Source organism: Paenibacillus sp. J22R3, from assembly GCF_056269305.1.
Map to the genome: position 1 here is coordinate 734,979 of NZ_JBWDNS010000002.1, position 14,165 is coordinate 749,143.

Annotated in this window: 14 protein-coding genes; all 14 read left to right on the plus strand. The window is 50.6% G+C overall.

The window, feature by feature from the left end:
• The first annotated feature begins 461 nt into the window (after window positions 1–461).
• The 14 genes from AC0YN4_RS11435 (at window position 462) to AC0YN4_RS11500 (ending at window position 14,124) form a co-directional block, all read left to right on the plus strand.
• Window positions 462–1,166: a sensor histidine kinase gene (locus tag AC0YN4_RS11435; RefSeq protein ID WP_475781595.1), complete on the plus strand. Its 705-nt coding sequence runs from the start codon at window positions 462–464 to the stop codon at window positions 1,164–1,166.
• 5 nt (window positions 1,167–1,171) lie between these two features.
• Window positions 1,172–1,816, plus strand: coding sequence for a response regulator (locus AC0YN4_RS11440; protein WP_475781596.1), 645 nt, complete (start codon window positions 1,172–1,174; stop codon window positions 1,814–1,816).
• Window positions 1,817–2,118: 302 nt separating this feature from the next.
• A complete protein-coding gene (locus tag AC0YN4_RS11445; RefSeq protein ID WP_475781597.1) occupies window positions 2,119–2,874 on the plus strand; it encodes a YveK family protein in 756 nt (251 codons plus the stop codon).
• On the plus strand, window positions 2,855–3,505 hold the full coding sequence (locus AC0YN4_RS11450) for a CpsD/CapB family tyrosine-protein kinase (RefSeq protein ID WP_475781598.1): 651 nt from the start codon (window positions 2,855–2,857) through the stop codon (window positions 3,503–3,505). The genes AC0YN4_RS11445 and AC0YN4_RS11450 overlap by 20 nt, the downstream gene beginning before the upstream one ends.
• 284 nt (window positions 3,506–3,789) lie before the next feature.
• Entirely contained in the window at window positions 3,790–4,689 is a 900-nt protein-coding gene (galU, locus tag AC0YN4_RS11455; RefSeq protein WP_475781599.1) for a UTP--glucose-1-phosphate uridylyltransferase GalU, read from the plus strand.
• Window positions 4,690–4,702: 13 nt separating this feature from the next.
• The gene (locus tag AC0YN4_RS11460; protein ID WP_475781881.1) at window positions 4,703–5,353 is read left to right on the plus strand and encodes a sugar transferase; all 651 of its coding nucleotides are present in this window, start codon (window positions 4,703–4,705) and stop codon (window positions 5,351–5,353) included.
• A gap of 19 nt (window positions 5,354–5,372) precedes the next feature.
• Window positions 5,373–6,629: a glycosyltransferase family 4 protein gene (locus AC0YN4_RS11465; protein ID WP_475781600.1), complete on the plus strand. Its 1,257-nt coding sequence runs from the start codon at window positions 5,373–5,375 to the stop codon at window positions 6,627–6,629.
• Between the two features lie 29 nt (window positions 6,630–6,658).
• Window positions 6,659–7,972: an O-antigen ligase family protein gene (locus tag AC0YN4_RS11470; protein WP_475781601.1), complete on the plus strand. Its 1,314-nt coding sequence runs from the start codon at window positions 6,659–6,661 to the stop codon at window positions 7,970–7,972.
• Window positions 7,969–9,186: a glycosyltransferase family 4 protein gene (locus tag AC0YN4_RS11475; protein ID WP_475781602.1), complete on the plus strand. Its 1,218-nt coding sequence runs from the start codon at window positions 7,969–7,971 to the stop codon at window positions 9,184–9,186. The genes AC0YN4_RS11470 and AC0YN4_RS11475 overlap by 4 nt, the downstream gene beginning before the upstream one ends.
• A gap of 5 nt (window positions 9,187–9,191) precedes the next feature.
• Window positions 9,192–10,241 carry a glycosyltransferase gene (locus AC0YN4_RS11480; RefSeq protein ID WP_475781603.1) on the plus strand — a complete coding sequence of 350 codons (1,050 nt, stop codon included), beginning with the start codon at window positions 9,192–9,194 and terminating at the stop codon, window positions 10,239–10,241.
• On the plus strand, window positions 10,238–11,137 hold the full coding sequence (locus tag AC0YN4_RS11485) for a glycosyltransferase (protein WP_475781604.1): 900 nt from the start codon (window positions 10,238–10,240) through the stop codon (window positions 11,135–11,137). Before AC0YN4_RS11480 ends, AC0YN4_RS11485 begins: the two co-directional genes overlap by 4 nt.
• 21 nt (window positions 11,138–11,158) lie before the next feature.
• Window positions 11,159–12,499 (plus strand): lipopolysaccharide biosynthesis protein, encoded by a 1,341-nt coding sequence (locus tag AC0YN4_RS11490; RefSeq protein ID WP_475781605.1) that lies wholly within the window; start codon window positions 11,159–11,161, stop codon window positions 12,497–12,499.
• Window positions 12,500–12,517: 18 nt separating this feature from the next.
• Window positions 12,518–13,069 carry an acyltransferase gene (locus AC0YN4_RS11495; RefSeq protein ID WP_475781606.1) on the plus strand — a complete coding sequence of 184 codons (552 nt, stop codon included), beginning with the start codon at window positions 12,518–12,520 and terminating at the stop codon, window positions 13,067–13,069.
• A gap of 86 nt (window positions 13,070–13,155) precedes the next feature.
• Entirely contained in the window at window positions 13,156–14,124 is a 969-nt protein-coding gene (locus tag AC0YN4_RS11500) for a polysaccharide pyruvyl transferase family protein (RefSeq protein WP_475781607.1), read from the plus strand.
• The last annotated feature ends 41 nt before the right edge of the window (window positions 14,125–14,165 follow it).

Sequence of the window (14,165 nt, forward strand, 5' to 3'; positions counted from 1 at the left end):
TGAATTTGTAATTGCTAAAGGTCCCACTTCTAAACGGTTCTCTGTAATCCCCTCTTGGGTAATGAGGCCCAAGTGGCGGAAGCATCATGAATAAATCGAAATGTCAGGTTTGAGAATCGTTCTCGTTCCTTGCGGAGTGCTCTGTTATCATGATTTCTCTCTTACAAAAAAATTACAATATCTAACCTCTCTCGTTAGCTTTAACCTTCGATTTCGACAAACACATGCTCAGCGATTGAGACCAAGGTCACTCTTTCCCTGTAAACGAAAGGTTAACAAAATCAGTACTCCTGAATTATGTCCATGTCCATCTTCTCAATGTATGTTGAGAGAAGAAGTCCAATTGTCCGAATTTGGATATCTATGACGAAAAGGTAGGATTCTCTCATATTAATCATAGAATGTGTGCTCCACAACCGGAAGTAGCGTTTAATTGAGTGATAAGAAAGGTGATGATAACGATGGCAATTCAGATCGAATCAGAACGATTCTTAATCGAGGAGCGTAACCGAATCGCTGAGGAACTGCATGATCGTGTTTCCCAGCATTTATTCGGTATCATTTACGCCATTCAGTCCATGAAAAGTGACTGTAACGGAATGAATAACGACCAGACTCAAGAGCAGATGCAGGAAATTCAAGAAGCGGCGCTGACTGCTTCGCGTGAACTGCGTGCATCGATTTACAACCTGAGCTCTCGGGAGAGCGATGCGAACGCCGATGCTTCCTGGATCAGTATCGTCAAATCACATCTGGCCAATCAGGCTAAGCTGAACGGTATCCAAATCCACATTGACGCACCTGAATCCGATCATCGTCTTTCCATAAACCATCAAAAAGCGCTGTATCGGATGATCCTGGAAGGGGTAGGCAATGCGATCCGTCATGGTGGGAGCAGCAGTGTAACGATTCATTTATCCGTGGAGAAACGTATCGTTAGACTCTCCATCGAAGATAACGGGCGCGGCTTTAATCCTTGGCTGCTGAAGCCAAGCAAACCGGATTCAGGCTACGGCATATTCAACATGCGCAAACTGGCCGCATCATTAGGCGGCAAATATGAGATTAGCAGTAAGCAAGGGAGCGGGACCGTGATTCGGGTCTTGCTGCCGTTACCATTAACCGGCGTTCATAAAGCAATTGGCCAAACTACGAAAAGCGGGTGATCGACTTGAGAATCGCGATTGTGGATGACCATCATGTGGTCCGCAAAGGCTTGATCGCCGTACTGGCGCAGGAAGAGGGAATCGAAATTATAGGAGAGGCTGAAACGGTCGAAGAGGCTGTGCAGCTCATAGAGACGACTGAGCCTGATCTGGCTATCGTCGATATTCGACTTGGCGACCAATGCGGCTTTGACGTGGTCGAACAGCTTCGAGAACATACCTGCCGTTTCATGATGCTTACTTCATCTGCGGCGGAAGCGGATATTCGCAGGGCAGAGGAGTGCGGAGCTGACGGATATGTACTTAAGGACTCTATGCCCGAGGAGCTGCTGCTCGCAATCAAGATGATTGATCGGGGAAGAAAATACTATGACCAGGGACTGATGGACGTTCTTATCCGTAAGGACCCGGACGATCCGCTGGAGAAGCTGACTCCGAAGGAACGCAATGTGCTGTCTTCACTTGGCGAGGGATTGTCCAACAGCGCTTTGGCGCAGAAGCTGATGATCAGCGAGTCCACGGTCAAGAAACATATCAGCAATATTTTCCAGAAACTACAAGTAAATGACCGCACTCAAGCTGCTCTTTATGCGCAGTCGCGGGGGGTGGCTGCATACGCAATGTCGGATGAGCTATCCGGAACTTCTTAAAAGAGTGGCGACCGCCGCTCTTTTTGTTCGTCTTAGGGGGCATATGGTACGAAAGTATAATGCGAGCGTGTCCATTGGAGGCGGCCCGGTGTACGACTTGCGATGAAACAAAATCATCCTGCCGTTCAATAGTCTTCAAGTGTAAAATCGCTATACAATTAAGGTGCACAGCGAAATGGCCTAACCGCGAATGGGAAGACTGATCCCCGGAAGTCAGATAGCAGCACATAAATATATCAGAATATTCAGACTAAAATAGTGTTCAATCGCTAACTAATGAACGCGGTATCGGAGGAACTAGCTTGGAATTACAACGATATTGGAACATTGTCAGAAAGAAGCTGTGGCTGATCGCTTTAATGGTCATTGTCAGCTGTACGCTTGTCGGCTACTACACGAACCACTTCGTGAAACCGCAGTACGAAGCTTCGACGAAGCTGATCGTCGGTCAGAGCAAAGATGCGGATCCGAACAAGTCAACCGTTGATGTCGCTTCCATCAACTCCAATATTTTGCTGATTAAGACCTATAAGGAAATCATCAGGACGCCGCGCGTCATGGAAAAGGTCGTAAAGGAGCATCCGGAGCTCGGCGCAACCGCAGGTGAGCTTGCTGCGAAAGTGAGTGTCAGCTCCATCAACGATACACAGGTGATGACCATTACCGTTCGAGATACTTCCTCTGAGCGAGCGGCCAATATTGCCAATGCCATGTCGGAGGTCTTCCGGCAAGAAATTCGGACGCTTATGCATCTGGACAATATCGCGGTACTGAACTTGGCTGATCCATCGGAGCACCGGGGGCAAGTTTCGCCTAATCCTACGATGAACATCATGGTCACATTCATACTGGTCTTGATGGCCGGCGTGGTAGCCGCCTTTATTCTGGATCAGCTGGATAACACGGTTAAGACGGAGGAAGATGTTCAGGAACAATACGGAATTCCCGTGCTTGCGGAAATTCCGAGATTCAAAGGAAGCAATAAGGCCGCAGGCGGCCATAATGCTCAGATGAAGCAGTTGTCAGGGAGGAAGAACAATGTCTCGCTTGATGCATAGAAGTCGTAGTCTCGTTACCGAGAGTAACCCGAAGTCGGCCGTCTCCGAAATTTATCGCAGCTTGAGGACGAAAATCACCTTCTCGAACCGGGACACCGCTTTGAAAACCGTCATGATTACATCGGCGCTGCCCGGCGAAGGCAAGAGCACGACAGCAGCCAACGTTGCGGTAGCCTACGCTCAAGCGAATAAGAGAGTGCTGCTCATTGACGCAGATCTGCGGACGCCCGTTCAGCATCACATATTCGAGCTTAACAATGACCGTTATGGGTTAAGCACGGCATTAGCCGATCGCAGTGAGCTTGATGCCGTAATTCAGCAAACAAGGGTAGAGAATCTCTATGTGGTTAGTGCAGGACCGGAACCGAATGGTCCGTCCGAGCTGCTGGAATCGCCGGAGATGACAGCACTGCTAGAGCAGGCAAAGGAGCGCTTCGATATCGTTATTATCGATACGCCACCGGTGATGACGGTTACGGATGCACTGATCGTAGCCAACAAGACGGATGGTGTCGTCCTTGTTGTGAAACCGGGAAAAGTGAAGAACGATATAGCGGCCAAAGCTATGGCTGCGCTGGAGTATGGTCAGGCAACGGTCATCGGAGCTGTTCTCAACCGGGCAGGCCGGTAGCAACTCATATCTAACATCTAATATCTAACATCTCGGCCGATTTAAGGAAATGTCTCCTGCTCCTCTATCACCGGAGGCACTCGGTTATGCTGTGGGTCAAGCGGCCTTAGACGTTTATCGTCAGGGGTATGACGTGAGGAAGGGTTCAATGCCCTACTCTATTTCTAGATTCGTTACTTCTTATCTAGAAATACGAGCTATGTTTTACTCATTGGCGAGAAAACATAGCTCGTGTTTTTAGAACACGACATAGATACAGAAATAAATTGGATAGGGTGAGATCAATGAAAAAAGTGAGAAAAGCAATTATCCCTGCGGCTGGACTCGGTACTAGGTTTCTACCCGCAACCAAAGCAATGCCCAAAGAAATGCTTCCCATTGTCGACAAGCCGACAATCCAGTACATCGTGGAGGAAGCGATCGCATCCGGTATTGAAGACATCATCGTCGTCACGGGCAAAGGAAAACGTGCAATTGAGGATCACTTCGATATCGCCTTTGAACTTGAGCATACGCTCCAGGAGAAAGGGAAACACGATATCCTTCGCAAGGTACAGCAGTCTTCTAACGTAGAGCTTCACTATATCCGGCAGAAAGAGGCAAAAGGTCTCGGTCATGCCGTATGGTGCGCGCGTAATTTCATTGGCGACGAGCCGTTCGCCGTACTGCTTGGCGATGATATCGTCAAAGCGGATGTTCCTTGCACCAGACAGCTCATCGAGCAATATGAGCGGACTGGAAAATCAGTTATTGGTGTTCAAGCCGTAGGCGCTCACCAAACCCATCGTTATGGAATCGTAGATCCGGTTCTAAGAGACGGACGACTTTGCACGGTTAATCGTTTCGTAGAGAAGCCGGCATTTGGACAAGCACCATCGAACCTCGCGATTATGGGCCGTTATATTCTAACGCCTGATATTTTCGATTATCTGGGCCGACATGAGACGGGAGCAGGCGGGGAAATTCAGTTGACTGATGCGATTCAGAAGCTGAATGAGGATTCAGGCGTATACGCCTATGATTTCGAGGGAGTTCGCTACGATGTTGGCGAGAAGCTCGGATTCATTATGACAACGATCGATTTCGCACTCGGAAACAGCGAGCTGCGCTACCAATTAATAGAAGAGCTCGAGGAAATTCTCGAGCGGGAAAGAGCGAGTGTATCTCATGAATCGACAATTTGATCAGGAAGCTGTCATGAAGGTGTCGGAACATCGGGCTCTGCTAAATTACAATAATTTGATTTTCTATACGTTAGTCAAACGCATGATCGATATCACCTGTGCGCTGATCGGGTTAATTATTCTGCTGCCGCTGTTCTTACTCATTATCCTCCTGATAAAGCTGGAGGATCCAAGAGGTTCAGCCTTCTTCTATCAAACGAGAATTGGCAAGGATGAGAAGCCCTTTAAGATGTACAAGTTCCGTTCCATGGTTTCAAATGCGGAAGAGAAGCTGAAGGAACTGCTGGATCAGAATGAGATTCAAGGCGCGATGTTCAAGATGAAGGATGATCCGCGCATTACGAGGGTCGGTAAATTCATTCGCAAAACAAGCATCGATGAGCTTCCTCAGCTGGTTAATGTGCTTAAAGGGAATATGTCGCTCGTCGGCCCCAGGCCGCCGTTGCCGAGGGAAGTTGCAGAATATTCGGAGTACGACAAGCTCAGGCTGACGGTCACATCGGGCTGTACGGGATTATGGCAGGTCAGCGGACGTAATGAGCTGAGCTTCGAAGAAATGGTGAAGCTGGACTTGGAGTATATCCAGAAGAGAAGCGTAACGGGCGATTTGAAGATCATTTTCAGAACCTTCAAGCTTCTGCTTGGTGCCAAGGATGCTTTTTGATAGGGGGTAGGGACTGCACATGAAAACCATCATGTTTATTACGAACCGGTTTCCCTTCCCGAATACGGATGGACGGAAAAATATGCTTTTGCAATATATACGGCAAATGAAGGAGATTCATCCGGACAGTGAGATTGTAAATTTGTCCTTCGTGGATGATGACCGGTATCTCAAGCATCGGCCGGATGAAATTGACCGCTTGGTCACGCTCGAGCTACCTGGTTTGTTTGAGAAGCTTTACAATGTCGCGGTATATTCCTTGCTGCTAAGAAGATGGCCGCTTCAGGTATCCGTCTATTACAGCCGGAAGACACATCGGAAGATCAAAGAAATCGTGCAATCGGAGAAACCGGAGCTCATCCTGTACGACATGGTACGAGTTGCGGAATATGTATCCGAGGAACAAGGCAGACAGGTTCTGAGCTACGATGATCTGTTATCGCTGCGCTATCGGCGGCAGCTGGAATGGTTTCACTACATTCCCTCTGCACTTGGAGGGTTTGCGGACAAATTGCCAGGCAAGCTGAAGCGCATGGCGGATGTGAAGTTTATTCAGAAATGGCTGATTGATCTGGAGAGCCGGCTGCTCGCCAAGTACGAGAAGCGGGTTGCGGCACATTTTCACCATCTCATCTTCACCTCGCCAACCGAAGCGGAAAGCTTCCAGAAGGTTACTCGCCACGAATCCTGCTACGGCATTCCGATGAAATTCGAAGCGATTGGGCAGCGGGGCAGCGGACCGCGCCGATATGACCGGAACAAGCTGGTGTTCGTCGGGAAGATGGATATCCCGCATAACAGCTCTGCCGTTGTCTATTTCTGCGAACGAATATGGCCCCAGATCAAGCGGAAGGCACCGGAGGCTACCTTCACGATTGTCGGGAAGAGTCCAACCGCCGAAGTGCTGCAGCTGCAGGAAACCTATCCGGGCGTCATCGTAACCGGAGAAGTCGACGACGTGAAGCAGATCGTAAGCAAGTGTGCGCTCATGATCGCTCCGCTGCTGTTCGGGACAGGCATCAAAACGAAAATCGTCGAAGCCATGTCCTGGGGCGTCCCGGTCGTGACCAATCAGATCGGCGTTGAAGGGATCAGCGCGAATCACAGCGAGGACTTGTTTATCTGCGATTCGGACGACGAAATGGTTCAGAACGTACTGCTTCTACTCAACAACCCAGAGATTAACGATAAAGTATCGCGCAATTCGGTACGCTATGTCGCAGGTCATTTCAGCAGCTCCGCCACGCGCAAACCTATGGAGCTGATCTTATCATAGCTCCGCTTGCGTCAAGAGCAGGTGCATACATGGTTCTTCGAAATCTTATTATCATGCTGTTTCTCTTTTCCTTGGCAGTTCTAACTTATGATAGCTTGCCTTACTTTCATTTCTCGGTCTATCGTCCGGTTGCCATGTTTCCGATGTTCGCAGCATCGTTTCTACTGTTGTTTTGCAATTTCCGGTTCAGGGCCGGAGACCTCTTCTTTCTTGCATTCGTTATCTACAGCATCGGGCATTCATTGGTGGCCTCCATCGGCTATGAGGATGCAGGCAGCAGTTTCAAGCATGTCATTACATTGCTGTTTGGCCTATCGATGTACCGGGTGTCTGTCTATATCGCCGAAGAAACGAAAACAGATCCTGCCTTGAAGGGAAGGATCGCCAAGAGCCTGTTAATCGGGTTTATCCCGCCGGTAGCTATTGGGTTCATTCAGCTCGTGGATGCGCTTGTTCTTCACAGCGGGTTCTCCTTGCCTCTAACCGGGTTGTTCTCGGAGAAGGTATATCGCGGACGGATTCAAATGTTGTCCGGTGAGCCTTCGTGGGGAGCCATTCATATGCTGAGCGGCGGCATTCTCATGTTTTACCTGTTCAAACAAGGCTTTCGCAAGCATTTGATGCTGCTGATCGGCACGGCGGTACTGCTGGTATTATCCTTCTCGGCATATGCCTATAGCGTATTGCTTACCGCGCTGCTCATCTATGTGCTGATTACGAACAGGAACCGCGGGAAAATGCTGCTTGTGCTTGCGGCATGCGTGCTTGTCGTTGGGTTAGGGGTTCCGTTCTTGTTAGAAGCTTTCCACGTCAGCGGTTACTTTACAGACCGATTCCAGTTTGACTTCAGCTCGCTGATTAAGACCGACAATTCCTTCTTTATCAGGGTCGTTTTTCCGGCTATCGGTTTCTTGGAGTTCGCGCACCATCCGCTCTTCGGTGTTGGGGGAGGCTTCTATTACAGGGATTTCGCGGAACTGCTGCTGAAGCATTTCAATGATGGATTGGTTTTCGACGAGGTTCATGATCTCGTCTTCGACACTCCTGAGATGGCAACGTCACGGAATCTGCTGTCCAAAGTGTTCGCAGAGGAAGGGTTGATCGGTGCCGCGCTGTTCTTCGGCTTTATGATCTCCGCTTTAAGGAGCGCAGGTTCGAGCCCATACGCTAAATTCGCTTTCGCATTGTGCGTTTCGCTCGTCATGAACTTCGATTCCTATTCCTTTGTGAACTTTTGGCTGTTGATCGGGTTCATCCGAGGCGGTTTTTTTAATGAACAGCCGACTGCTTTGGCAGTAGGAAGAGTGATGCAGCGCATGAAGGGAATGAAACGAATTGCATGAGAATTTTAATTGTAAATAGTCTGTACACGCCGTACATCATTGGCGGCGCGGAAATATCGACTCAAATCTTAGCGGAATCATTGGTCTCCGCCGCAGAGGTTCATGTCTTAACGGTTGGCGGGCAGAAGCGAAGTAGCGGTGTTCAGCGAGAAGTAATTAACGGCGTCACCGTGCATCGTCTGCCCTACAACAATCTGTACTGGATTGGTGAGCCGCAGGGACGCGGAACGCTGATGAAAGCAGCACGCAGAATGATTGATCTGTACAATCCGGTGCAAATCAAGACGTTCCGCAGCCTGCTGAAATCGATCAAACCGGATCTTGTGCATACCCAGAATTTATCCGGGTTTGGCTCGGCGGTATGGTCGGCTTGCGCAGAGGAAGGGGTGCCGGTAGCGCATACGCTTCGAGATTATTCGCTCCTCTCTCCGGTCAGCTCGCCGATCAAGAATCAGGCGTTAGCGCGTGTCTATCATTCGACCTCGCTTGGCTACAGCAAGCAGGTATCAGCGGTTGTCGGAATCTCATCGCACATTCTGAATCGTCATACGGATGCGGGATTGTTTCCTAATGCGGCGAAGCTGGTCATTCCGAACGCTGTGGACGGTGCAATCGAAGGCAGGCCGAAAGACTTTCACCGCGAGCCGCTGCGAATCGGTTACTTCGGCAGAATCGAAGCCGAGAAAGGCGTGCGCGAGCTTATCGACGCCGTCCGATTCCTACCCCGTAAGATGGTGGAGCAAGTGATGATTTGCGGTGATGGCGGCCTTAAGCAGCAGCTTCAGGAGTTATGCAGCTCCGATGATCGCTTCGTGTTCACCGGTAAAGTTGCACCGGAAGAGGCCCGCAGTCATATGGGACGCGTCGATGTTACGTTTGTGCCTTCCATCTGGGAGGAGCCTTTCGGACGGGTGATCATCGAGTCGTACCAAGTCGGGACACCGGTCTACGCCTCGGCAGTCGGCGGGATTCCGGACGCGGTCTGGAATCCGAGTGAATTCCTCTTTGCTCCGGGGAGTTCGGACGCCATCCAAGCCAAAATTATCGCGTTCCATTCCTTCGGGAGCGACGAGAGAAGAAGGATCGGGGAGCAATGTCTGAAGCATTGCCGAAACTTTACGACCCAATCCCTATTGGACAAGCACCTCAATCTCTATGAGCAAATTCAATATGGCCAGCATGAATACGCTCTGGCCGGGGTAAACGGGAGATGAGCGCCATGAGCAAGTCCACCGTTTACATGTGGCCCAAAGCGAGCCCGGATAATAAATACAGCGAGCTGCTAACCAAATCGATTGAGCAGGCAGGACTGCATGTCGAGCATTATGACCAACAAGCGGTTCTGAAGCCGCGCGGCGGGGATATCGTCCACATGCATTGGCCGAGTAATTCCTATCAGCATGCATCGGGATTGGCCATGACCGTCGTAAAGTCGCTGTTCTTCGCTCTACTGCTGCTCTATTACAGATTAAGAGGCGTTCGCTTATTTTGGACGGTTCACAATATTTGGCCGCATTCAGGCAGAACTCGCTGGGACTATATCATGCGCAAGTACATCCTGACCGTGTGCCATCGGGGTTTTGTCCTGAGCGAATCGGTTAAGCAGGAGGTTTCCGGCGTGTTTGGGATATCGCCCAAGAAACTGGTAGTTACGCCACACGGCCATTATGTAGGTGCCTACCCGGGTACAGGAACAGATATCCGCCAGAAATTCGGTATCGCGCCGGATCGGTTTCTCTTCTTGTTCGTGGGACGGATCAATCCGTACAAAGGGGTGGATCGACTCGTGGAGGCGTTCGCGTCACTCCAGCATGCGCAATGCAGTTTGCTAATCGCAGGAAGGGTCGATAAAGGGTACAGCCTGGATTTCATCGACGCCTATAACAGCAATGGAGACATCAGTGTTTATCCGCATTTTGTAGGTGATGATGAACTCGCAGACTACTTGCAAGCGGCCGATCGAGTCGTTCTGCCGTATAACCAAATCACGACATCCGGGAGCGCGATTCTTGCTTTATCCCATCATAAGCCGGTTATAGCGCCGAATCTGGGTGCTCTCGGTGAGTATGTAACAGGCGAATGCGGCATCCTGTACGACCCGGATGATCCAAGCGGCCTCAGTCATGCGCTTCGCAGGTCCATGGACATGGATATGAAGCAAACGGAGAAACAAATAGAGGCCAAGCTGCGAGAGCTCGATTGGAGCCGAATAGCCGGCAAAATGATCCCTATTTATAGCGGTACAAAGCTGCATGAGGTGAAAGCATGAAAGCAACGATAGCGATTTGTACACATAATCGGGCAGCAGATGTGAAGGAAGCGCTGCTCAGCCTGCTGCAGCAAAGCTACAAACAACCTTTCGAGGTTATCGTAATTGACAATCGATCCACCGATCATACCAAACAAACGGTACTGGACTTCCGGAACATGGTCGATATCCAGGTTCGCTACGTGTACGAGGAACGACTTGGTTTATCCGTCGCTCGGAATCGTGCGATTCGCGAGGCGAAAGGCGAGATCATCCTCTTCCTGGATGACGATGCCAAGGCGTCGAAGGACTGGATCGCCGGCATCGTCGATTTATTCGACGGGAATCCGCGAATCGGCTGCGTAGGCGGGAGAATCGATCCCGCTTGGGAAGGAACTCCGCCAAGGTGGCTGTCCCGAGATAACCATTCCCTGTACAGCATCTTGGATTATTCGAATGACATTGTGGAAATGAAGGAGCCGGCGATCCCGTTCGGAGCCAATGTTGCTTTCCGCATGTCGGTGTTCGAATCGATGAATGCGTTTCGCGAGGATCTCGGCAGAGTAGGAAGCAATTTGCTCTCCAGTGAGGAGGCTGAGCTGATTGCGCGTATCCGTACTCGGTATGCGGTCTACTACACGCCTCATGCCTCCGTGCTGCACAAGATTCCGCGAAGCCGGATCAGCCGCAAATGGCTGCTGCGACGCATTTATTGGCAAGGCGTCAGCAGCGCGGTGTCCTCGAAGCAGAAGACGGGGATATTCATGAAGTCGCTCGTGAAGCTGCCGATCTTTCTCGTGCTGACGATCTTGTTCCTGTTCGATAAACGGCGAATATTCCGCAATATCAGCAAGATTATTTATAACAACGGACTGATCAGCGGCGTGCTGCGAAGCTATCAACCGAAGCGAATATAACCTTTGAGGATGTTTTGAATCATGAATCAAATGGCTGTTACAAGAGCGGGAGCAGGCCGCAGCGTATTCCGAACCATCCTGCATACCAGCGTCGCCAATCTGCTCATTATGGTGCTAAGCACGGTGACCTCCATCGTGACTGCACGAATGTTCGGCGTCGAGGGGAAGGGGATGTTCTCGGCCATTCTGTTCTGGCCGACCTTGCTGGCAGGGCTTGTCTCGTTCGGGCTTCCGACTTCCCTGATCTACAACATGAAGATGCATGCAGGGAAAGCAGCCGAGTACATCCGAGCGGGATTCATGTTTCAACTGCCTGTCAGTCTGATCGTCGGTACGGTTAGCTGGATCTATTTGCCCGTCTGGCTTGGAAACTATCCGGATGATGTCATTCGGACGGCGCAGTGGTACACCGTCTTGACGCTGCCGATTCTGCTTGCAGTTAATCTGCTCTCGGCGCTTACGCAAAGCATGGATAAATTCGTGCTGTATAACGGATTGCGGTTATATGTTCCGCTCAGCAATTTGCTCGGTCTGCTGGTACTGTGGGCGGTCGGCAAGCTATCGCTGCACAGTGCGGCATTCGTTTTCTTCGGGACGAGCCTGATGGTCATCTTCTGGGCGCTGCACCGGCTGCGGCATGAATTGTCGTTCAACTGGCTGCGACGATTCTCGGACCGTAACGTGCTCGGGACGCTGTTTGGCTACGGCGGTCGCGTGTTCGGCGTAGAGCTGCTTGGCACGCTGTATTCGCAGTGCGACAAGCTGATCATTCTATCGCTGTTAACGCCGAGAGATTTCGGACTTTATACGGTTGTTTATACCTTATCCCGCGTGTTTAACGTCGTGCAGACAGCCATTTCGAATGTCATCTTTCCGAAGGTGACTGGGCTTAGCCAGGACAAGATCATAGCAGCCGTCAGCAGAGCGTTCCGGTTGTCCTTTCTGCTCATGACCATCGCGGTTATTCCGGGGATGCTCATCGGTCATTATTTGCTGGGTCTTCTGTATGGAGAGCAATTTCTGGAAGCCGGAACCGCCTTCTACCTGCTGTCCCTCGAATGCATCATCGGTGGAGGCTCGTGGATTCTCGCTTCTTCCTTCAATGCAATGGGGCGTCCCGGTTTGGTAGCGATGCGACAAGCGATCGCGCTGGCCATTACAGTAGGGCTGTTCTTCATCCTTACACCGCTATATGGCTTGAACGGTATCGCGATTGCCTTGCTGCTCGGCGCGGTCATCCGCATTCTGATTACGATTGCAGCTATGAGAATCGTGTTCAAGGTGCGCATCCTCGGCATCCTGTATGACAGAAACGATCTACGCTTTCTATTCGAGCACATCACGCGAAGAATGCAAACCTAGGAAGGCGGCAACACCGCAATGAACATACGCAACAGAAGCATCAAGGATTACTTCAAATTCGGTTATCGCGTATTGCTCGGCGTCCTGTTTCGCAGACATGTCGATCAATGCGGGAAGCTGCTGCGGGTTGGCGGAAGCATGACGGTGTCGAAGGCCAAACGAGCCAAACTCTTCATTGGCAATTACGTCATCCTGCACAAGCATACCGGGTTTTACTTGGATTCCAACGAGGCTGTTATCGAGATCGGCGACCATACCTTCATTAATCGAAGATCCGAAATCAGATGCAAGAAGCAGGTGAAAATCGGCAGTCACTGCGCCATCTCATGGGATGTCACCATTATGGATACGGATTACCACTGTATCGAGGGTAGTGTAGCGACCAAGCCGACAATCATCGGCGATCATGTCTGGATCGGCAATAAGGCGGTTATTTTGAAAGGGGTCACGATCGGGCAAGGCGCCGTTGTGGCTGCGGGGGCAGTCGTGTCGAGAGACGTGCCGGCCCACACGCTTGTCGCAGGCGTCCCGGCCAAGCCAATAAAGCGAAACGTCAAGTGGAACAAGTGACGGAGCGATATAGAGCTTGTTCAAACCATTCACTTTTTGAACAAGCTCGCAGAGAGATAGAGAGAGAAGACAAAGGAGACGGATTGATGGAAAGCGTACAGTTTGCTCATCCGATGGATGCGCTCAAGGACAAGCTTCGGCAGATTTTGCAGGTGATTCCGCCACATTCCAAGATCTATTACATCGACTATCCGGTTCATGGCAATGGCGGAGATTTATTGATCATGAAAGGAACCGAAGCGTTCTTCAAAGATAATCATATTCGGGTCCAGGCAAGGTACAGCGTGCTTGATTTCCCGAGCGGCGTGAAAATTCCGCAGGATCATATTATCGTGCTGCACGGCGGCGGGAACTTCGGTGACCTGTATCCGGCTCATCAGAAGCTGCGCGAGCAAATCGTGTCCGACTATCCCGACCATCGAGTGGTCATGCTGCCGCAGACGATTTTCTACAAGAACGAAGCTGAGTTTGATAAGACGGCAAGGATCTTTAACAAGCATAAGGATGTGCATCTCTACGTTCGCGACACCTACTCGCAGGAGATGGCTACCGTCAAATTCACGACCTGCCATGTCTATCTGTCACCGGATATGGCGCATCAATTATGGCCGATTCGGAGCCATACGAGCCCGGATAAGGACCTGCTTTGTTTCCTTCGCATTGACATCGAGAAGACGGCAGAGCAGGAGCGGCTTGAAGCTTCAGGCCAAGGCGACTATCTGGATTGGGCGACGCTGTTCAGCGGATTTGAGCATAAATCGATTCGCGCGATTTTCAAAATGTCGGCAGCCAGCAACGGGAAGCTGCCAGTAAGCATGATCTGGGGCAAATACACCGACTATCTGGTGAACAAAGCCGTTAACCGGTTCAGCAAATACAAGAACGTGCAGACCTCAAGGCTGCATGGACATATTCTGTCTTGTCTCATGGATAAGCCGAATGTTCTGCTGGATAATTCCTACGGAAAGAATTCCAGCTACTATCGCACGTGGACGAATGGGATCAAGTCGGCGAAACTATTGTCGCAACAGAGCGGTACCGCGGATCGAGTTTAATAGCAGAGAGAGTTTGACTCCGTCAAACTCCCTATTACCAA